Origin of the sequence: Salegentibacter lacus (assembly GCF_020164555.1) — a bacterium.
GTDB lineage: Bacteria > Bacteroidota > Bacteroidia > Flavobacteriales > Flavobacteriaceae > Salegentibacter > Salegentibacter lacus.
In genome coordinates this window covers 1-22,801 of the sequence record NZ_JAIQZB010000032.1, presented here as the reverse complement: position 1 = coordinate 22,801, position 22,801 = coordinate 1, and the positions used below count along the sequence as shown (strand labels likewise).

The following is a 22,801-nucleotide window of genomic DNA, read 5'->3' as shown; positions in this document are numbered from 1 at the left end:
ACCGAAACAACTGGCACAAAACGAACCGATATAGGCTCAACTTAAAACCAAAAGTGGCACAATTTGAACCGAAATGCCTGGCACTAACCGACCGAAATCACTGGCACAAATCGATCCGAGATATCCACCTACCGCATAAGGCAACCAGATGGGTCATTCACACACTTAAAAAAATTCTCTTTTTTTATTTTAATAAAATTACAACTCAATCCTTTCATGATTCAATTGATCATTTATAATTTTTAATTCTAAAAGGACAAAAATAAATCAACCCAACTCTTAATTTCTTGAAAATTCATCTACATCTCTGGTCAACATTACCATTGTAATTCATAAGATAAATAATATGGAATATTATTTCCAATTTTTGCTATGTTTTTTATTCATAGACTGCAGTAGTGATGATGATAGTGTTACCGATCCTATTGTTGAGAGGAAGCGGAGTAAATATACAGGAGATGATAAAGAACCATTAACTTATAATGCTTCAGCATTACTTAAGAAGTCAACAATCTCCCAATTGGCAATATTGTTTCTACCTCAAAACTAACTTCTAATAACACTCATTTCGAGGAAGTTTTGGTGATTCAGATTAAAAAAATTACCGATTCTTTAAGTATAAAAAAGAGGATTAGTGCTTGCCCCAACTTTATTCCAACTCCTTTAAAATAGTCTAAAAAAACCTCCTTTTCGGGAGGTTTTGTATGCTTTTACTTTTTTGATTCTGCAACTGAAACTTTACGGAATTCTTTTAAAAGTTTTTCCAGCTCCAAAGAAGATTTTCTCGCTCTGGTACCGGCGCTTTTATTGCCAGATTCTAACTGTGCATTAGCTTCTGTTTGGAAAGTTTCAAAAGTAGTCTGAATGTTTTCTACAAGTTTTTTCATGATAGTATATTTAAATTTAAAACGCTAAAATAGTAGAATATTCTACGGACTCCTCAATTTTCAAATATTTTTGGGGAATATTTTAGAGATAGATTAATGTAAAAGACTTTTTGGACAAAGTTTGATCGTGTTAGGAACGCAATAGTGTGTTTGTTATTTTTCGCCATGAATTGTTTCAGAGTCTATTGAGAAGAGGTGCAAGACTTGTTCGAACTTACTATCCTGAATAATGCTCATTTAAGTCAAAGCAAACCAGCATTTGAAATAGAAATAAAAAAGTATCTAAAGTAGAGATTAGGTTACATTTAATAAGCTAATCTCGAGAAATCACTGCCCTGTAATCTCAAATTATAATTCAGAAATATTCCTGAGAATACTTTTATTTACTTCTTATAAATTATTTGGAATTTGTCTTCTTAGGGATTGGGAAAACGTCTCAGATCAATTAAATAGCATTAAGGAAAAATACAAATCAAGCTGGCACAACATAACAAATAGAGAGCTTCAACAAATATGTTAGATTCTTATACGAATTTCATTCGTAAGATATCACATCAGGCAAATTGAACTTACTAGGATATCTCCTTTTCCATTCAAAACTGTTGCTTAAAATGTAAAGGCTAAAACCTGATTTATATGTTACCTTTAGTCTTTCAACTTGATAAATTATGAACTTACGACTTATCCTTATTGCCAGTTTCTTCTTTTTTAATTTTTCTTATTCCCAATCGGAAGTCTATGAGCTAAAGGTTTACGACATGAAATTCGGTAAATCAGCAGACATTCTTCATGACTATTTCAAGGACGCTCTTATCCCTGCTTTGAATCGCCAGGGAGTAGAAAATATAGGAGCTTTCGAAGAAACCGGAGAAGCCTTACCGAAAAAAATCTATCTTATAATTCCGTATAAAAATATGCAGGCATATCTTGATGTTTATGAGACACTTGTAGAGGACGATCAATTTAAATCGTCCGCGGAAGCTTACCGAAACACACCACCCGATCAAATCCCATTTGAGCGATATGAAAGTAGATTTATTAGATCTACGTGGGGTTTTCCAAATCTTGTGAAACCAGACGAGGATTTGGATCAATTTGAATTAAGGATCTATGAAAGTTACCATGAAAATGCACTACGCCGAAAATTAAAAATGTTTAATGAAGATGAATTTGAAATTTTTGAGGATGCAGGGTTACGAACAGTTTTCTTCGGAAAAAATATCTCTGGAGATCAGATGCCTTCACTAACCTATATGCTGGCTTTTAAAGATAAAGAGACGCATCAAAAGGCGTGGTCAAATTTTGGTCATCATCCAGACTGGCTGCGAATTTCAAATCTGGACGAATATGCCAACACGGTATCTGACATCACCAGAGTATTTTTAAAATCCCTACCATATTCTCAATTTTAACCTGTTGTTTTGGAGTATAATATTTCCCTCTACCTGAAAAATTAAGATTGAAAGTTACTTTTGTGTTCGATTAAATAATACCTTTAAGAGGTTCCCCCCGCAAAGTACATATTATGAGAGTTTCAGTAGAACGCAAAAACATCAAGTTTATGCCAGACTCCAGCCGGGTTGTGGCCAGGTTTTTTATGAATGGGGATCTAAGAACTCAAAATCTTGTTGCCAGAATTTTGGCAATGAGTGATTTTCAGGTTAATCAAACTTTAGAACAAACTTTAAGAGACTTCTCCAGGCGCCACCGTAATATTTCCAGGGTATTTATTAAACATTGCTCCAATATCCAACATATTATTGAGGCTATGAAGGTTAACTATGCCGAACTTTCCGAAGAAAGAAAATTGCTTATTGGCTCCTACTGCACTATGGAATTTGCCCTGGAATCAGCTGCATTTTTCAATCCTTCAATGATTGAAGATTTTGACCAAACCTATTTAGAAGAGGGTGAAAAAAGAGTAATTATTTCCTTTAGGGCAACAGGAGAAGGCCACATTTCATCATTAGTATTTAGAAGAGGTATTCTTGATAAGAACAATGATCTGCATTTAATGAAGATCGGGAAGCATATAGATAAAGCCGAGATCTTACACAAAAAACTATATGATAAAAAACGCTTTATAGAGCGGCTTGCGGAAATGGATATTCCCGAAAAATTTTCAAAAGCTATTATGGACAGGCTGCCCGACAGGTTTGAATATTATGCATTAAAACAGGAAGTGAGCAAGATATTAGAGTACACCAATATGATTGCCGAAAGAAAAATAGCTCTTCAAGAAATAACCTGGTTGGTAGACTCTTTTTATGATATTGAATTTAAACACGATGCCGATATTTCAGCACGAGTAATTTTCCCAATTTCAGAATCGGAAAGCAGCGGAATAGAAGATGCCCGTTTTGTTAGATTTATAGATGATGACGGTACGATAAAAGTGTTCGCAACCTATACCGCTTATAACGGTCATACCATTTTACCAAAGCTTCTCTCTACCGACGATTTTTATACCTTCAGGATTATGCCTTTACATGGCGATGGGGCTCAAAACAAAAACTTAGCGCTCTTTCCTACCAAAATAAAAGGTAAATATGCAATGCTGGCAAGAATTGATGGGGTAAACAATTATATCATGTTTTCTGAAAGGACAACCTTATGGAAAAACCCCATTCCTCTTCAGAAGCCAAAATATCCCTGGGAATTTACGCAAATTGGCAACTGTGGTTCGCCGTTATATACCACTGAAGGCTGGTTAATTATAACACATGGAGTGGGCCCAATGCGCCGCTATTGTATTGGAGCTTCACTTTTTGACCTGGAAGATCCTACCAAAGAAATCGGCCGACTGGAAGAACCTTTAATTACGCCGCTTGAGAATGAAAGGGAAGGTTACGTACCTAATGTGGTTTACTCCTGTGGGGCTATAATTCACAATCAAAGCCTTATTTTACCATATGCCGTTTCAGATTATTCTTCTACATATGCCGTGGTAAATTTGGCCGACTTATTTAGTGCTTTGAAGCGAAGATAAATTTATTTACCCGTTTTACTTTCTATCACAGTTTTATAAGCTTCAATATAAGCATTAACCATAGTTTCCAGGCTGAAATTTTTCACAGCCTGAGCTCTGCAGGTTTCAGGTTTAATTTTACTTAAAGCTCTTACGGCTAAAACCGCTTCTAAAATACTACCCGGTAAAAACCCTGTTTTTTCGTCTTCAATAAGTTCCGGCATACTTCCCCTATTGAAGGCAATTACCGGCGTACCGCACATCATAGCTTCCAAAACACTTAAACCGAAGGGTTCTTCAAAATATATGGGATGAAGTAATGCTTTTGCACTTCCAAGAAGTCTATCCCGTACTTCGGGACCTACATTACCTAAATAGTGAACATTTTCATTATCTAAATAAGGTTTTATTTCTGAATTAAAATATGCTTCATCCTGAATAAGCCCGGCTATTTTTAGAGGAAAACCCGCTTTTCGAGCAATTTCAATAGCTGCGTGAGCACCTTTGTGTGGGTGAATTCTTCCGAAGTAAAGTAGATAATCCTCTTTTTCTTTTCTGAAAGTGAACTTCTCAGAATCAAGGCCATGATAAATAGTAGCAAGGTAATCTAGCGCGTTGTTTCGATCTGAATTGGAAATAGATACATATGCGGTTGAAGCATTGTACTTTTTATAAACCGGGAGAATTTTAGAAGATGAAAAACCGTGAATTGTGGTTAACATCGGAGTTTTAATCAAACCAGAGTAACTCAAAGGCAGGAAATCGAAATGGTTGTGAATAATATCAAATCGGTGAGCTTGCTCCATTAAATGACTAATGTGCAAAGCCTCCAATACCTTCGGATCGTTTTCTTTATCAAGTTCATAGGGTAACTTGCAAACCCAGTCCAATTTTGCCTTAGTAATGGAATCGCCAGTTGCAAAAAGTGTTACGTCATAGCCCTTTTTCACCAAACCTTCAGTAATATTTGAAGCTACCTGTTCCCAGGGGCCGTATTTTTCTGGTGGCGTGCGCCAGGCTATTGGTGATAAAACTGCAATTTTCATCAGCTATTAACCATTGTTTTTAGAAGATTAGCAGATTTAAATTCTTTGGTTTGGTAAAGTTCTTCATAAGCCTGCAGCACGGTGAGGTGCGAGATCAAATAAGCGAGAGAACTCTCTGCTCCCTGATTTCTATTTACTCCGTATTTTTCAATTCCATCGCAGCATCCTTTGGTATCAAAATCATAAAGACTCATTCGCAAATCGTTTTCACCTAAAAACCACATAAATGAAAGAAATAATTTATTTAAAAACTCCTTATCTTTTGTGAGTAAAAACGCCTGGTAATACATAAGTACCATCGCTAAAGCATCTACTGGCTGCTGCGCAAACATAGATCTTTCTTCTTCTCTTACATACCAATTCTTATTTCCTATAATTGAAAGGTATCCGTTTTTTAATGTATGTTCAGTAAGGAAATCCATAGATTCCAACGCTATAGAGCGTATATTATCATCATTTAAAATTTGGGTAGCATGAAGGAGTGACAAAGGTAAAATCCCATTATCATAGGCTAGTAAATTCTCAAACCAATGCCATTCTTCAGACCTGTTGTTTTCATACTGCGTTACCAATTTAGAACTTAGGTTTTTTAGGTGTGCAATCATTTCTTCATCGCCCGGGTTACTTTTTAGATAATAACATATTCCGATTATCGTGTTAGCGATACTTCTAATAGAGTTTAATCTTTCAAAAATTGGCACTGCATTAAAGAATACCAATTTTCCATTTTGATAATAGGCATCATTAGGAGCATTTCCCATTAAATAACCCAATGCCCAAATAGTTCTTCCGAAGGAATCCTCGGAACCAGTTATGTCTAGAAAATTTCGGTTAAAGCTTAGAAAATTTCGAAATGTTCCATCATCATTCTGCATATAATGAATGTAGCTTAGATAAATGGGCATTAACTCCTGTGCTAAAGGATTTTTTTTCTGATTATAGGCCATTAAAGACATTAATAAAGCTCTAGCATTATCATCGAGACAATAGCCTTCTTTAAGGTTGGGAATTCCAAATTTTGCGTGTTGGATAATTCCGGTATCATCAGTTAATCTTTTTACATGTGCCAGGGAAAATGTGGGAAGAAGCAAAGGATCTAATATGGTGCCCTCTTCATGTAAGGTTTCTTTTTTAGGTGATTTTAAAATGTTTTTGGCAAGTTCTAAATATTTCTCCCCTATCCTCGGCCATTTAATCTCTTTGCCATATTTATAGGCCTTTCTTTGAATCTCTTTAAGTTTATCCGGATTATCTAATAATTTATTCAGCGTATAAGCAAGGTCGTCTGGATCATTAAAATCAAAAAGACAACCTCTACCATCCTGAAGTAACTCTGCCGCGTGCCAATAAGGAGTAGAAACCACAGCGCAGCCTGAGCCCATAGCATAGGTAAGCGTACCACTGGTAATTTGAGCTTTATGTAGATAGGGCGTTATATAAATATCGCAGGCAGATAAATATCTAAATAATTCAGTTTCGTCAATAAACTCGTTCAATAACAAAACGTGGTCCTGAAGCTTCAGGTTTTTGATGAGTAATTGCAGATAATTCCTGTATTCTTCACCTGAATTACGCAATACATTAGGATGTGTTTTACCCAAAACCATGTAGAGGATTTCGGGATGATTTTTAATGGTTTGAGGTAAGGCTTTAATAACAGTTTCAATTCCTTTATTTCTCCCAATAAAACCAAAAGTCATTAAAACCTTTTTCTTATTGAGTTTAAATTCTGCCTTAGACTGTCTTCTATTGAATTCAATATCGGGAACGCCATGTTCAATAAATGCAATTTTTTCATCCGGAACTTCATAAATAGAAGTCAGAAAAGAAATGGCCATTTGACTCATTACTACAACCCTATCGGCCATCTTACAAATCTCCTTTAAAATAGCCTTTTCTGTATAAGAAGGATTTTCAAGAATAGTGTGCAAAGTAACAATTATCGGGATTTTAACGTGATGTAACAACGGCAGTACGTAAACTCCACCGTTTCCTCCAAAAATCCCAAATTCGTGTTCAAGTATGCAAATATCTGCGCCATTAGAGTTTATAAAATTGGCAGCTTTTAGATAGTCGGTTTGTTGTTCCTGCCGAATAGTTAATTTTACTTCCGGCGGATATACATAAATTTCATCATAATCGTTCATGGCAATTATTAGGCGCTTATGATTTTTTTCACCCAAATGATTTTTTGCGGTCATTGCACAGGCAAGATTCTGGGTGAAAGTCCCAATACCACATTCCCTTGGCGGATATGTTCCTATATACGCAATCTTCATTTTAAGGTGTTTATGCATTACATTTAACCACAACTAACCTTGCAATGAACATTTCAGTTTCATACACAGTTCATTATAAACTGCCTGCGTGTTAGCTTGTTTATCTTTAAATAATTTGGGGCGCCTTAATAGGGGAAGTTTCTTAAAGATAAGCTTTTAGCCTAAAAGCATTATAATCTATGTGTTAACTTTTACCAAAATCTAGAAATGTTTTGATTTAATTTTAAAAACCAGATACTATCTTTAAAATAGAGCTGGCCATATTTCATATAGACGATACCACATTTGTAGTAATATTGAGAAGTTCAAAATTTATAGGAGAAATTACCGCATAAAAATGCCCTTCCAGGAATGAAAGGGCATACTCTTTTAATCATTAAAGTATTTTAGAATTGAAATGCGTATTGAATTTTCAGACCGAAAGCCAGGGTCCTCACTTCATCCACATATTGTTTTGAATTCATATCATTCCGTGAAGATAACAGACTTCCGAACGCAAAAGCTGTTGGGTTTTGATTATTGTAATCAATAAGCCTATCCCCTGAAGCATCAGGTTTTATATCATTAAGCCCGTAATCAAGGAAAAGCCCCATATAAAGGGATTGACTGTTTTCCAACATAAGTTTCACCCCGCTTTCCAGGTGGGCTACAAAATTTGTTTTCAGGTTGAGTTCAGATTCAGCATTATTTATAGCTCCGAATTCACCAAATCCGGCAAATTCGGGGTCAGTTAGTTCCACGTCATATTGAGGGTAATATCCGCTGGTTTCAAGCGAGGTAATCGAGCTTTGATATTCTGAAGTTAAAACCAAACCTGTTTTAACACCAGCAGCTGCATAAAACCGGGTCATTCCCAGAGACTCATATTGAATTTGGAGCGGAATATTAAAGAAATATACTTCCTGGTTTTCCGAGAAATTATCAGCACTATATCTAAATTCAAACTCCTCACCTTCCGAATCCTGGGTCATATAAGTACCTTGAACATTGGGTGAAAATAGCGATCCTTCCATATACTGGAATTCTGCACCAGTCCCAAGGCTCCAATTATCTGAAAGATAATAGGCGTACTTAGCTCCCACCCCAAAACCGTTCTCTAATTCGCTATTATTTCCCAGAGTTTCATAACCTAATTCGGAAAACGAACCCTGCAGGTAAAATGAAACTTCATTATTAGATTGAGCCAAGGCTTGGGTACTTACACTAATTAGCGCAAGTACTATTGCAAGCCTCAAAATGGTAATCGTATTGGCTGCTTTTATATTATTAGTTTTCATATTTATTTTTAATCATTAAAGTGAATTTCAAAAAGTACTAAGGTTCCTTATTTTATAATAAACTTGAGTGACTTACTGATATTCTCAGTTTCAATCTTTAGAAGATACACACCCATTTGAAGATTATAAGGCAAAGTTATGCTTGTACTCTTGTTATTCGATTTCATTTGCTTGATAAGCATCCCGTTAAGATTGTGTATGGAAAGCTGCATGGTTTCAAGTTCTTCTTTAGGGAAATCTGCTAAAAGCTCCATAGTTCCTCCAGAACTTACAGGGTTTGGTGCCAGCGCAACGTTTAAAGAGCTCCTTAACTGGATAGCAGAGGTACAGGTTCTTAAAAATTCTCCTTCCTCGGTTTCCAATACCACGTAATAAGAACTATTAGCATCCAACTGGTCATCAGCATTATTCCCTACAGAATAGTATTGCCCCTTCCCGATTACAGAACCATCTTTATACCAGCGGTAACTCACAAATTTGTATCCGCCGTTGGTATCCGGGTTATTATTAACCAGCAATACATTATTAAACTTCTGAATCACGATATCCTCGAAATTGAAATTCTTCTCTACGGTGATATTATAGGTCCTGGTGGAATTCCCATCCTCAGAAGTCACGATTACCGTCTCCTTATAGATTCCAGGCGTCGGTGTAGTCATGGTAAAGCTATTGTCCCGATCGATTGTTGAGCCCTGATTTTGTTCAAGTTGAATTTGAACCTCATTCTCAGAGTTTCCACAACCAATGAGATAGTAAATATCTTCAGTAGGATTGGAATAAGTAACTCCATTGATTACCGCTGTATTTAAGCGAGCTTCACTACCATTTATGGTAAGGGTTCTTACCACTGCAGCAGCTGATTCATAATTCTGGTTTCCTTCCTGAGTGGCGGTAATAACAACTTGCCCCGCACCTAGAATTCTAACAAATCCTCTGGGACCAACAGTAGCCGCCGGGTTTTCTGACTCATAGGTATAAGAATAGATTACCGGTAATCCTGAGCTTGCTGTAGCTTCCAATTGGAAATTATCCTCTGCTAGTTGATTTCGATCTTCAATTTCATCAAAAGAAATCGCTTGTTCAGCCTTTTTAACCTCAAGCTGCGCAGTTAACACCAAATCATTGTAGTTCTCCTGGCTAATTGTTGCTGTAACCATTTTGTTTCCTGCGTTGGTTTTCCCATTATTCTCATAACTTACAGAAGCTTCTTCTGGCAATCCGCTTACATAAATACTATGTTCGCTGCCATCATAAGTGAAAGTATCATCCTCAAAAACAACTCCGGTAATTTCAGCCTTTTCGATTACCAAAGACACTTCTTTTGTAGTCGCAAGGTAATTCTCAGTTTCTGCTGAAGTTAAGGTAATCTCATAAGTTCCAGGCTCAGTAAAACCTTCCTGAGGAGAATAACTCAACTCAGTTTCTGAGTGATTTAGACTTGCAGTTACATTTTTAACATTACCATCGTAGGTAAAGATTTGAGTAGCTTCCGCGGTGATTTCTGCCTGAGCTTTTTGTATAGTAAGTAAAGCCGTCAATTCAGTAGCTGGGCATCTTTCACTTCCTGAAGAAAGATTTGCTGTTACCGTATAAACCCCTGCATTTATAGCCGCATTTTGAGTTCCTGTTTCAGAAGAAATAGTGTAATCAACAGAAGCACCTTCAGGAAGGTTATCTACTTTCAGACTATGTTCACTTCCATTATACACAAAGCTTGCATCATCAAATGTTACAGCATTTAACGGTGAGGGCTCCACAATCACAGTTTGTGTTTGCATTGCGGTATTTCCATTTCCATCATCAAAGTTCCAGGTAATAGTATAAGATCCAGGCTGATCGTAAGTTAGCGGATCTAAAGTTGTTGCAGTCAATACTGAGCAGTTATCAGTAGCTGTAGGAGCAGTAATCCTTCCGGTTACAACTTCACATTTCACTACTATATCTTCAAGTTCAGCATCATCTGGAATAGGAGCTATAGTATCTTCTACAGTTACCGTAGCGGTGGCTGAAGATTCATTGCCATTTACATCGGTAGCTGTTAGCGTTACTGTATTCTCTCCTATGTTTTCACAGGTAAAATCAGTAATATCTAAAATCAAACTTTCAATTCCGCAAGCATCGTTTGATTCATTATCGATCATCTCGGGAGTAATGGATGCCATTCCCGTTTCATCCAGTTGAACAGTGATGTTTTGCGTTAATACTTCGGCGGGGATATTATCTTCTACAGTTACTATTGCAGTAGCTGAAGATTCATTCCCATTTACGTCAATTACCGTTAAGGTAACAGTCACAGGATTATCGACATCTACACAACTAAATTCAGTGATATCCAAACTCATCGTATCGATCTCACAATTATCGGAAGAGCCGTTATCGATATCTTCCGGAGTAATTGAAGCTACTCCATTGGCATCAAGCTGAACCGTGATAGGTTGAGTTTCTACTATAGGAGCCACATTGTCTTCTACCATTACCGTAGCAGTTGCTGAAGATTCATTGCCATTAACATCTGTAGCTGTTAGCGTTACAGTATTCTCACCTATATTTTCACAGGTAAAATCAGTAATATCCAAACCAATACTTTCAATGCCACAGGTATCATTTGACCCATTATCGATCATCTCTGGGGTAATAGAAGCCATTCCAAGCTCATCCAGTTGAACCGTAATATTTTGAGTCAATACTTCAGCAGCAATATTATCTTCTACAGTAACCACTGCTGTTGCTGAAGATTCATTGCCATTAACATCGGTAGCTGTTAGCGTTACAGTATTCTCACCTATGTTTTCACAGGTGAAATCAGCAACATCCAAACCAAGACTTTCAATTCCACAAGCATCGTTTGATCCATTATCGATCATTTCCGGAGTAATGGAAGCCATTCCAAGTTCATCCAGTTGAACTGTAATATCTTGAGTCAATACTTCAGCAGCGATATTATCCTCTACTGTTACTATTGCAGTAGCGGTAGCGGAATTCCCGTTTTGATCGGTAACTGTAAGTGTTACCTGGGCTTGCTTTGATATGCCTTCTACAAAATTTTCTCCATTAGAGCCGAGAAGAGTTCCATTGTTATTTCCTTCTTCATCGTTTATATCTGTACCATTTTTATCATCAAAAGTATAACTACTAATCACTCCATTTAAAGGGGTTTGACTTGCCTTATCCTCTTCAACTTCTAACTCGTTTAATGCTTTATCATAAATTCTAACCTCATCTATTTGCCCATCAAAATTATCTCTGAAACTAGCACCGTTATTTACCGTTTCCCTCCCCACGAATAATTTGCTACTTGTGGTATTTATATTGGGTTTAGAGAATGATTCAGACTCTCCATTTGCGTATAGCGTAACCAATCCATTTTTAAAGGTTACCGCAATGTAAGTCCAGGTGTCATTAGGAATATCCAGGTTCGAAATGTAATCATCACAACCTCCCCAGAAAACAAGTTTATTATTTTCGCTCATTCCCAGTCCAAACATTTTACTGGTACAATCACCATTTCCTTGCTGTACTAAACATCCCCAACAAAAATCAGAAACATCGGGGTTGACCCATAAACTAATGGTTCTTTCCTGAGTACCTACAGGAATATTAGCTGGTGCATCTGTAGAAAAATAGGAGTTATTTTCACTGATAAAATCGATAGCCGAGGGATTATTCGATTCAACATTTTCACAACTGAATTCAGTTTTATCTAAACTAAAACTAAGAGCATCAGGGTTAGTACAGTTGTCACTACTTCCACTGTCGATCATTTCCGGAGTAATAAAAGCCATCCCATTTTCATCTAATTGAACAGTTATGTCTTTAGCAATTGCCGTGGGAGCAGTATTGTCTTCTACAGTTACAGTAGCGGCACAGGTATCTTTAACGCCATCTGAATCGGTTATTGTTAATTCTACCGTATTCTCTCCTATATTAGAACAATCAAAAGTTTCTTTATCTATTGATAAAATAAATCCTGCTTTATCATCACTTGATCCACTATTTACATCATTTGGAGAAATAATAACATTGCCCGAAGTATCCAATTGCGCAGTAAATGCTTTACATACTGCAACCGGGGCTTGATTAGTAGCTTTAAGCTTAGTATCTGTCACCGCAGCTCCCTCATTTAAAGCTGTATCGGTTAATGTCACCGATAAAGTGATTGTTCCATCTTCGAGACCACTAAGGTCTATCCCTGTAACTTGATCTATTGCCGCAGTAATAGTACCTGAACCAGTCACGTTAGTTCCGCCATTATCACTGCTAAAGGTATAATTATAAGTAGATCCTACTTCTGCACCAGCAAAAGTAAAGCTAACACCTGTTTGGTTATTTTCATCAATTTCAGCCTGGTCTATACTTACCGAATAACCTGTAGGGGCTTCCATATCATTAACGATAACATGAAAACTACAGGTAGATTTATTTCCGCTTGCATCCGTTACTTCAAAAGTGTTAGTGGTAGTTCCTATTGGAAATTCGCTCCCAGTAGGAAGACCAGCTGTTTGAATAGTTTGAAGACCTTCAATACGAATATTGTCAAGAAATACATCAAAATAACTACTATTTATTGTAGCTTGAATTACTTCTAAACGAATAGCCTGATTAGCATAGGCAGAAAGGTCAAAACTAAAGGCAGAGACAGGAATACTCAAAGCGTCTCCTGCTTCGGTTTTAAATAATTCCTCAATAGTATCATCGGTATTCACATCTTTTATAGCAATAGCTATATATTGATTATTAGCATCAAAACCAATAGTGTTATTATAACCTAAGTCTAACTTTAAAACAGAATTTTGATCAACATTAATATCCTGGTACATTCTATGGGTTGAAGAGCAGTTTTGAAGAAATACAGCCATAAACTGACCATCTGTGGCAGCGATATTAAATGGAAGATTGGGAGAACTTTGGTTCTCATCTTTATTATCTGCATAATCGAAATGAAGCCCCGTGGTAAAGGTTTCACCATCTTCTCCAATTAGAAAAGATCCGCAATTAGGATTGGAGCTGGTAATAGTCCACCCTGAGTAGTCTCCTTGCTCAAAACTCCCATTTGTAATGTTGTTTTCAGGTGTACATTCATCTGAAACTAAAGGTAAAGAGTAATTAACTATAGCTCCGTCAGTCCCCGCATCGTTATCCACCTCAATATTAGTCTGGCAAATAATAGTCGGCGCTATATTATCTTCTACGGTAACCGTCGCAGTACAGGTATCAATTGCACCATCGCTATCGGTCACGGTAAGGGTTACCGTATTTTGACCAATATCTTCACAGTTAAAGCTATTCTTATCTAAACTTAGTGTAACCTCTCCTTCGGAATCACTCGAGCCGCCATCCACATCGTTTGGAGAAATTGTTACATTTCCAGATCCATCAAGTTGCGCGGTGATGTCTTTACAAACCGCAACAGGAGTTTGATTAACTTTTGCCTCCAATAATTGAGTTTCAGCAACTTGCAAACTATTATCTAACCCACATTGGGTAGTAAATATTATTTTATAATATTTATATGCATTTGTATTAGAAAAAGAAAATGACCTCTTTGTAAATCTTGAAGAGATACAAGGAATACTTCCCGAGGCAACGCTTGTAAAGGCACTCCCATCATTAGATCCCGAAATTTGAAAATTTTGTGGATCTCGGTTAGGTGAATCGTTCGCTGTAGTAATCTCTATACTCGCAGCTATATATGGAGTTCCACCCATATACACAGTAAAACCCATGCCATCTGAATAGTTGAAATCCAGAAATTTTGTATTGTTATTACCATCAATTATTTTGCTTACGTCCTCTCCGCTGGGCGAACTTACACCTCCAGTAACAGAAATATTCATGCCAGGAGAAAAGATGGGTGTCTGCCCCATTGCTTTGCCAAAAGCAAAACTTATAAAAATTAACACTAGAAATTTCAGGAAGTAATTGTGTTTCATTGAGAATGGTTTGGTTAGTAGATGGATTTTAGTTTTAAAATTGGGCAACTAATGCGCAGAACTCTCCCCTTCATAAATATCTTTTTCTTATTAATATTTTTGAGTGACAAAACCACTGAATAGGTAGAATTAGAATACAAAATGCACTATAAATCTTAATTTTCCCTTAAAACGCTCCAAATATAGCCATTCCAAAAAATTATAAACCCTTGAATTTTAGGGGGTTTTACCCCTTTCAAATCTCAAATGTAAGGCAACCAGCTCTTTAACAATTCATTAGCACTACACGATATTAATTAGAGACGTTAATTTTTCGACGAAATATATCTTTTATTCGTTATAATACATCGTTATAAGTGTTTACTCACTGATTATCTGACAAATAAATTGAACAATTCGAAATCTATCGGGGTACTTAAGAATTGGGATAAGTTTTTTACCAACAACGCTGTCTTATGATCCAGAAACCAATATAGTTTCATTGGATTTGCCCGAAATTTATTCTCCTGATTATTTTAAAAATTTTCCTTATTCTTTACAATTAGCTTTTAGTGGGAGTAGTCTTACAATTATGTAATACGGTGAGGATGACACTTACCTCGCAGAAGTCCTTAACTTTGAAAACTTTGATATTGCCAGTGGGAATTTAGAATAAGAAAATTTCGGTGAAATCCAGGAAAGGACATTGAGGGCTTTTAGTAAATATATTACAGACCCTCTGCTCACATAAACACTTCATATTCTAATATTGAATTTTATTGGCTCCCCTTATTTTCTAAAATTGAAAAAATATTAAAGACGACATATTATGACGCTTACTACCTTTATTATTGTAATATACAATTAGGATGATGCGAAAATTGGAAATAACACTTACCGTAGAACAATACCAGCATATCCAGGAAAAAATCAAATATGGTGGTAGAACATTGCTCGAGGAAGAGACCTTCGGCGAATTTGACATCACGCTTCAAGTTGGCGTGCCAAATATCTATACTTATTTCGAGATGAATTATATTAATAAAATAGATTTAGGCGAAGTGGAATGAAGTTTTAAAAATCAACTTAAGAATGCTTCCAATAACTAAAGGATCGAAAGAAAAGACAGCTGATGAAATCCTGTTTTTAAACTAAAGTGTTGAAATCTATTTATATCACGGTGCATATTGGTATTTCTAAAAAAACAACACTAAACAATTAAAATATAGATCTTTAAAACTTATTGGCTAACCTGGGGAATTAGAACTTAAATCGTATAAAAAACCCGATACTATCATTGATAATATCGGGTTTTGAAGATAAGCGGAATGAAGTTTAATCGTCTTTAACGTCGTACCTATCCAGCATCATTACTTTATCCCATGCTTTCACAAAATCTTTTATAAATCGTTCTCTTCCATCTTCAGCACCATATACTTCAGCGATATTTCGCAGCTGAGCATTAGATCCAAAAATAAGGTCGCAACGGGTTGCCGTATATTTAATATTTCCGGTCTCACGATCTTTAATATCGAAAAGCATTTCCTTTTCATCTTGTGGGACCCATTCGTAATCCATACTTAAAAGGACTGTAAAGAAATCGTTGCTTAAGGTTCCAGGACGATCTGTGAAAACTCCGTGTTTAGAATGATCAAAATTTTGATCTAGAACTCTAAGCCCGGCAGTTAGAACAGTCCATTCTGGTGCATTTAGCGTAAGTAGCTGTGCTCGATCCAGAAAAATTCTTTCAGCAGGTACGTGGTATCCCACTTTATCGTTATGGTAATTTTTAAAACCATCTGAAACCGGTTTCAGCCAGTCAAAACTTTCCACATCGGTCTGCTCTGAAGTGGCATCTGTACGGCCTGGAGTAAAGGGTACATTTACACTAAAGCCGCCATCTTTTGCAGCCCTTTCGATAGCTGCACAACCTCCAAGGACTACAAGGTCTGCCAGGGAAACCTTTTTATTTTCAGACTGGTTCCCATTGAAATCCTCTTTTATAGATCTCAGGGTTGTCAGAACTTTATTGAGTTCATCAGGTCTGTTTAGATCCCAGTTATTTTGTGGCTCTAAAGCGATACGAGCACCATTGGCACCTCCACGTTTATCTGAATCACGGTAAATAGATGCAGAAGACCAGGCTGCTGAAACCAGGGCAGAAACCGACAGATCGCTGTCCAGGATTTTTTGTTTTAAGCCTGAAATATCGGCTTCTTCAATAATGTCATAATCTCTTTTTGGTACCGGATCCTGCCATATTAAATCTTCTTGCGGAACTTCTGGACCCAGGTAACGATCTTTTGGTCCCATGTCTCTATGGGTTAATTTATACCAGGCTTTTGAAAATGCATCGGTGAAATACTCAAAATCGTTGAGGAACTTTTCACAAATTTCACGATAAGCTGGATCTACTTTCAGAGCAATATCTGATGTCATCATCATCAGGTTGTTCATCTTTCCTTCTTCGTGAGCATCTGGCGTTTTTGGCGCATCTGCATCTTCAGGAGTCCATTGAACTGCTCCGGCCGGACTTTCTGTCTTTTTCCAATCAAATTTGAAAAGGTTGATCAGGTAATTATTATCCCAGTTTGTAGGATCTGGCGTCCAGGAACCTTCAATTCCGTTGGTCATGGTATACTTTCCAAAACCGGTTCCTTCTAAATTTTGCCAGCCCATACCCATAGCCTGCAGTGGTGCGGCTTCTGGAGCAGGACCAATTTTATCTGCGCTTACCATTCCGTGGCTTTTTCCGAAGGCATGTCCGCCCGCAATCAATGCAACGGTTTCTTCATCGTTCATAGCCATACGTTTAAAAGATTCACGAATTGCCATTGCCGAATCTTTAGGTTCACCATTACCTCCGGGACCTTCCGGATTTACATAGATCAAAGCCTGATGTGTTGCCGCTAACGGATTCTCCAGGTCCCGGTTTGGGTCTGATGGCTCTCCTTTCCAACGCAATTTCTGGGTTACCATCTCGTCGGGATGCCCGTCGTAATATTCACCAACTTTAGATTCTTTAAAGGGCTTACCATTCCAGAATTCAGGCCCCCAGTAAGTACTGCGATCAGGCTCCCAGGCATCTCGACGTCCACCTCCAAAACCGAATGTTGGGAAATTCATGATCTCCAAAGCACAGTTTCCGGTAAGTACAATAAGGTCTGCCCAGGACAGAGAAGCCCCGTATTTTTGTTTAATTGGCCAAAGGAGTCTTCGAGATTTATCGATATTTCCATTGTCCCACCAGGAATTAATTGGGCCGAAACGTTGCAGCGCCTGCCCCGCTCCTCCACGACCATCTGCGATACGATAAGTCCCGGCAGAATGCCAGGCCATACGAATCATTTGAGGGCCGTAATTATTATAATCGGCAGGCCACCAGTCTTTAGAATCGACCAGCATTGCTTTTATTTCTTTCTTAAGTTGCTGAAGGTCAATACTATTGAAAGCCTCCTTATAATTTTCGTCGCTTAAAGGGTTTGCAACGGGTTGTTCCTGGTGAAGCAATTCTACCTGTAATCGGTTAGGCCACCAGTCGTCAACTTGCGGCGATTTCCCTATCGCTCCGCCAACCCTGGTTCCTCTAAAAGGACACTGGGCCAGGTTTTCTGGATTCTCCATGTTTTTCATAATAATAAGATATTGTTGGTTTAAAAATGAGTTTAATGTTGAATGGCTAGTATCTTTCCCGGCAACAAATTTTTAGTATTAAGTCTTGTAACCTGGCCTAATGATCCAATACCGAAGAGCTATAATAATCTTTTGATTAGATATTGAAAAAAGGAAGAAAAATGTAGTCGTTATTAATTTTTGATTTTAAAAGTAGAATTTAGGAAGATGCTAAGTAAATATAGTATTTAAAATTGTTAAACTTTTTTTAAAACATATAATTACACAGACGACATTTTTGTCGCCTTCTCTTTTTTTATTTGTCCCGAAGCTTTAACTTTATAAGATGAATATACTTTTGCAATAAATTACGACATATAAAAATATCATTGTGGAATGCCTTTTAAGATCGCCATTTTTGGCTATTATTTAATGACAAAGCATAAAAAAATAAAAAAGCACTGGCCAACTAAAGATGCCATGGTGCAGGTTTATAAATAGAACCTCTGGGATGGTAAGAAATCCGAATTTTACTCTGGTTTATGCTCACACCATCCTGAAAATGTGATTCCTTATATAGCCGTAGTATCAGAATTTCTAAATTCTTTTGAAAGTTTGCCGGTGGTTTGCGACCTGGGATGCGGGGACTTAAATATTGGGAAAAAACTGGTAAAGTACAGCGGGAAGTATACCGCTGTAGACATAGTTCCGGAACTTGCGGTGGGCAATAAAAAATAGTATTGAGGAAACAGTTATTAAAATGATTTCTTTATCATTCCTTCTTCAAGAGCTTCAGAAGTGTTTTTAATCACAAAATCGACAACACCAAGTATTAGTTCCTCTTCTGTAATTACTTCAACTTTCCATTGGCCTTCCCTAAGGTTATTTTTATAGGTATATCCACGGAAACCACGACCACGACCACCGGCAACTTCAAAACCAATGTCATCAGTAACTTCCCATTTCCTGGTTCCAGGATTATACCGTTTCCACCTATGAAAAATAGACTTTTTTAAATCTGTAGGTGCAAAAACAGAAGTGAACACATAAACCCTTTCACCAACATGACGATGAAAATTGATGTTATGTGTACGCCAAAATATATACCATTCATCCCTCTCGTAAGTAACGATGTATTCATTATTTTTTTTCCTGACATCATGAGCCACCAACCCGGTTTCCATAGCCAGTGGTACCGGCGGAATAAGATTGAAATAGTAAAAAACATTGATAATTAAATAGATAGAAAGGATACCACTGATCAGTTTTTTTAGACTTATCTCTGCTCTTGTGCTTGGGCTAGAGGTGTAAATAAACAGGATAAGAGCCAGCGTACAAGCTAAACTCAGAAGTCCGGAAATAATAAAAACAAAGGTATTCATTTCCTTTATCAGCGTAGGGACCATAAAAGTGAAAAAGGTAAAACTTATAAAAAAATAAACACTGAACTGGAGGTATTTATTGGAGATTTTCTTTTTAAGAAACTCGTTCGCAAATAAGAGCAGAACCAGCAGTATGAAAAAAACCATAGTTTTTGACAGTGACACACTTCTAAAAAAATAGATAACAAAAGCACTTGAAAGTGCTCCAAAGAAGAACTGTATAGCTAGGGGAAAATATTCGGAATAACGATCGATAAAAGTGTTTTTCCATTTACCATCATCCGACAAATTAAACAAATAAAGCGTTAACGATAATAAGGTCATATGCGAGCAAAGTACTACCGTATCATAAATTCGATCTATTCGCCCTAAAGTCAACGTATCAAAAATAAAACCGCCCATAAAAAAAAGAATGGGAGCGTATTTTTGATTGCGAATAACATAACTCCCAAATGCACTTTTTCTATATCTTACTAAAGCTCTTCTCATACTATATTGAGTAGTGCCAAATTTAGCGTAAAAAACTTCACCCGGATAATTGCTTTGACTTTAATGCCAGAGCGCTTATGAAAAAAAGCGGATTGAGGTTCCTATCGGTAATTTCAGCAGAAAGCAATTAATTATTTATTTATTATTCAATATTATTCGGTGCTTCAAAAAAGGCATGGATATACCTATAATTTTTTAGCTATTGCTGTTAGCCTTAATAGTAATAGTGGGATTTAGAATTTCGCATCTGTTAGTTTTATTGTACCGTGCCCTGCTTTCTGTCCACTTCTCAAAATTAAAATTTGGTCCTTCACCTATTGCGGGTTCCAGATTTTAATCCTTTACTTTTGAGTGATGATCCAGTTTCTATCATTTAAATGACAAAAAAGAAAAAAATAAAGCAGCCCTGGCCCACCAAAGATGCTATGGCACAGATATATGAAGAAAACCTATGGGGTGGTGATACAGCTGAATTCTATTCCGGTTTGGGCTCACATCATCCTGAAGTAGTAAATCCATATATAACTGTAGTATCCGCATTTTTAAGAGATTTCGAAACACCTCTGGTAATTTGTGATCTAGGTTGTGGCGATTTTAATATTGGTGAAGAATTGTTCAAATACTCCAAAAAGTATATCGCCATAGATATAGTTCCAGATCTTATAGCTCATAACAAAAAAGAATTCAAAGCAGATAATTTGGAATTTCAGTTCCTGGATATTGCAAAAGATGAATTGCCTGCCGGAGATTGCGTCATTCTAAGACAGGTTTTACAACATTTATGCAATGCTGAAATAAAATCTGTAGTAGAAAAATTATATGATTTTAAATACGTTGTTCTAACCGAGCATTTACCTGAAGAAGATTTTGAACCCAATAAGAACATTATTTCCGGACAGGGGATCAGACTAAAAAAACAAAGTGGTGTAAACCTTTTAGCGTCGCCCTTTAACTTTATAGTTAAGGAAGAAAAACAGTTATTATCGGTTAAATCTCCCGGCTTTAAAGGGAATTTAGTAACTAGCTTGTATATTACTTAGGTTTAAGATGGAGGAATTATTGAAAGTTGAAAACTGGATCGAGTTATTTTCAATTTTATTGTAAGCACTTAAAAGAAACTGTTTTTAAAGTAAACTCATTCTCTGTCCCAGATGCGTTACCAATTATCCGGGCCTACTTTCCTTTTATCTTATGAGACTAAAATGTCCTGTATTTACATCGCCATTATCAAATTCCACGCGGAACCAGTAATCATCTGAAGGCATTGATTTTCCGTTAAAAATGCCGTCCCAGGCCTGGTCAATACCCAACATTTTTAGTAGTTTCCCATAACGGTCAAAGATCTTTATAGTATATTCTTTTTCAGTTTTTCCCTGCATTTTCCAGGTATCATTATAACCATCATTATTAGGTGAAAAAAAGGCAGGAAAAGACAGTATGGAGAATGTCTCTTCCAGATAGCCGCAGCCTTGAATCTCCCTCACAAAAACCCTATAATCTCCTCCGGTTAGATTTCTAAAGGTATTGGCATCCTGGTAAGTTATTCCATCCAGTGAAAATTCATAATTACCTTGGTCTCTTATTACTACAGTTACGCTATTTTCAGAATTAAAGGATGCTACCTCTATTTCATAGGAGATAATAGGGTTATATTCTGTTATATCCACCTTTAGCGTTGAACTGGATTCCCCGCACAAGCCGTTATCGATCGTGTAAGTATAAATTCCAGGAGCATCCATGGCCGGATCCAATATACCCTCTCCTCCTTTTGGTAAGGGATGCCACGTGCCACCTGTATCAGGAGAACCTTCTAAAAGATCATATAGATTGACCGGCTCCTCCTGGGAACATAGCTCTACTTCTGTACTTTCTCCCGCATTGGGTTCCTTATCAACTCTTATCTTCACCTCCGTAGAACTGCTTCCACAAGACCCCCTGTCTACCGTGAAAATATAGTCTCCTTCGGAATCAATGGCAGGATCAAAAATATCTTCATTAGCCAGGCCGGGACTCCAGGAACCTTCAAGGTTAGTGTCAACGCCAATAAGATCTCTAAGATTTACAGTAGCATCATTTTCACAAAGATCGAGTACGGTATTATCACCCATTTCTGGCCTCGGAATTACCTGTATTCTGATTTCTGCAGAATCTTTTCCGCAGGAACCATTATCAACTTCATAAACATATGCACCCGGGGAATCTACCGCCGGATCAAAAACAGCATTCCCACTTAAAGTTTGTGTACTCCAGGATCCTCCTGAATCTGCACTGCCCAGCAGATCAAAAAGGTTTATAGGAGCGGCTTCCTCACAAATTGTGAGCTCATGGTCTGTTCCTGCCCTTAAGACCTGGTCTTCCTGAAAGTCATAAATTCCATTTTCATCCTTATCTTCAGGGGTAGTATATCCTGATGAAACGCCGGTCACTAAACCCTGCGCATCTACATTTTCTGGCGAGGTTCCCAAACGGCCATCCTCATCCTCATCTGCAAAACCTGCTTCTATAACATCAAAACAGCCATCTCCGTCACTGTCCAGATCCCTGTGGTCTGGATAACCATCCCCGTCAGTATCCCTATCTTCCTGACCCTGTTGTTCTATAGTATCCAAAATTCCGTCGTTATCATCGTCAAGATCAATATCATCGGGTATCCCATCCCCGTCAAAATCTCCCAGACATTCCTCTTTTACTTCCATTTCGCTACTGCATTTAGCTGGATTTCCGGTAATGCTGACTGTGCCAATGACTCTGTTGGAGCCCAAAAGTTCACATATTGCAGAACAATCGGTTAAAGAATTATTTCCTGTTACAACTACCCCCTCCTGCAAGCTACCGTGTGTACACAAATGTACTATTTTAGGAGTATGAATATAACTGAAGATACTCATGGGTTTTTCCCGAACTATTCGGGATATCTGTCTGACCCTCGTTTAGAACGAAGATGTCAGCAAT

The 22,801-nt window shown here is 37.3% G+C and carries 13 protein-coding genes; 5 read left to right on the top strand and 8 right to left on the bottom strand.

Annotated features, from left to right (window positions below):
* Positions 1 to 710: 710 nt before the first annotated feature.
* Complete coding sequence (locus tag LB465_RS17390) at positions 711 to 887, bottom strand: histone H1 (RefSeq protein WP_224471195.1); 177 nt, start codon at positions 885 to 887, stop codon at positions 711 to 713.
* Positions 888 to 1,555: 668 nt separating this feature from the next.
* Between LB465_RS17390 and LB465_RS17385 the strand changes: the two genes are divergently transcribed.
* Positions 1,556 to 2,299 carry an NIPSNAP family protein gene (locus LB465_RS17385; RefSeq protein ID WP_224471194.1) on the top strand — a complete coding sequence of 248 codons (744 nt, stop codon included), beginning with the start codon at positions 1,556 to 1,558 and terminating at the stop codon, positions 2,297 to 2,299.
* A gap of 113 nt (positions 2,300 to 2,412) precedes the next feature.
* Positions 2,413 to 3,876, top strand: a complete 1,464-nt coding sequence (locus LB465_RS17380) for a glycoside hydrolase family 130 protein (RefSeq protein WP_224471193.1) — start codon at positions 2,413 to 2,415, stop codon at positions 3,874 to 3,876.
* Between the two features lie 2 nt (positions 3,877 to 3,878).
* On the opposite strand, the gene LB465_RS17375 is transcribed toward LB465_RS17380, so the two are convergent.
* The 4 genes from LB465_RS17375 to LB465_RS17360 all read right to left on the bottom strand — a co-directional run bounded on the left by LB465_RS17375 (position 3,879) and on the right by LB465_RS17360 (position 14,387).
* Complete coding sequence (locus LB465_RS17375; RefSeq protein ID WP_224471192.1) at positions 3,879 to 4,901, bottom strand: glycosyltransferase family 4 protein; 1,023 nt, start codon at positions 4,899 to 4,901, stop codon at positions 3,879 to 3,881.
* The gene (locus LB465_RS17370; RefSeq protein ID WP_224471191.1) at positions 4,901 to 7,180 is read right to left on the bottom strand and encodes a glycosyltransferase family 4 protein; all 2,280 of its coding nucleotides are present in this window, start codon (positions 7,178 to 7,180) and stop codon (positions 4,901 to 4,903) included. Before LB465_RS17370 ends, LB465_RS17375 begins: the two co-directional genes overlap by 1 nt.
* A 386-nt stretch (positions 7,181 to 7,566) precedes the next feature.
* A complete protein-coding gene (locus LB465_RS17365) occupies positions 7,567 to 8,457 on the bottom strand; it encodes an outer membrane beta-barrel protein (protein ID WP_224471190.1) in 891 nt (296 codons plus the stop codon).
* Positions 8,458 to 8,504: 47 nt separating this feature from the next.
* Positions 8,505 to 14,387, bottom strand: coding sequence for a LamG-like jellyroll fold domain-containing protein (locus tag LB465_RS17360; protein ID WP_224471189.1), 5,883 nt, complete (start codon positions 14,385 to 14,387; stop codon positions 8,505 to 8,507).
* An 848-nt stretch (positions 14,388 to 15,235) separates the two neighbouring features.
* On the opposite strand from LB465_RS17360, the gene LB465_RS17355 reads away from it, so the two are divergent.
* Positions 15,236 to 15,436 carry a hypothetical protein gene (locus tag LB465_RS17355; protein ID WP_224471188.1) on the top strand — a complete coding sequence of 67 codons (201 nt, stop codon included), beginning with the start codon at positions 15,236 to 15,238 and terminating at the stop codon, positions 15,434 to 15,436.
* A gap of 265 nt (positions 15,437 to 15,701) precedes the next feature.
* Here the strand turns inward: LB465_RS17355 and katG are convergent, their stop codons facing one another.
* Positions 15,702 to 17,999, bottom strand: a complete 2,298-nt coding sequence (gene katG / locus LB465_RS17350; RefSeq protein ID WP_394370952.1) for a catalase/peroxidase HPI — start codon at positions 17,997 to 17,999, stop codon at positions 15,702 to 15,704.
* Positions 18,000 to 18,542: 543 nt separating this feature from the next.
* Between katG and LB465_RS17345 the strand changes: the two genes are divergently transcribed.
* Entirely contained in the window at positions 18,543 to 18,716 is a 174-nt protein-coding gene (locus tag LB465_RS17345) for a class I SAM-dependent methyltransferase (protein WP_224471186.1), read from the top strand.
* 17 nt (positions 18,717 to 18,733) lie between these two features.
* Here the strand turns inward: LB465_RS17345 and LB465_RS17340 are convergent, their stop codons facing one another.
* Complete coding sequence (locus tag LB465_RS17340; protein WP_224471185.1) at positions 18,734 to 19,849, bottom strand: DUF2914 domain-containing protein; 1,116 nt, start codon at positions 19,847 to 19,849, stop codon at positions 18,734 to 18,736.
* A gap of 377 nt (positions 19,850 to 20,226) precedes the next feature.
* Here LB465_RS17340 and LB465_RS17335 point away from each other — a divergent pair, with 377 nt between their 5' ends.
* Positions 20,227 to 20,889 (top strand): class I SAM-dependent methyltransferase, encoded by a 663-nt coding sequence (locus LB465_RS17335; RefSeq protein ID WP_224471184.1) that lies wholly within the window; start codon positions 20,227 to 20,229, stop codon positions 20,887 to 20,889.
* A gap of 144 nt (positions 20,890 to 21,033) precedes the next feature.
* Here LB465_RS17335 and LB465_RS17330 read toward each other — a convergent pair whose 3' ends face one another.
* A complete protein-coding gene (locus LB465_RS17330) occupies positions 21,034 to 22,737 on the bottom strand; it encodes a T9SS type B sorting domain-containing protein (protein WP_224471183.1) in 1,704 nt (567 codons plus the stop codon).
* Positions 22,738 to 22,801 lie beyond the last annotated feature (64 nt).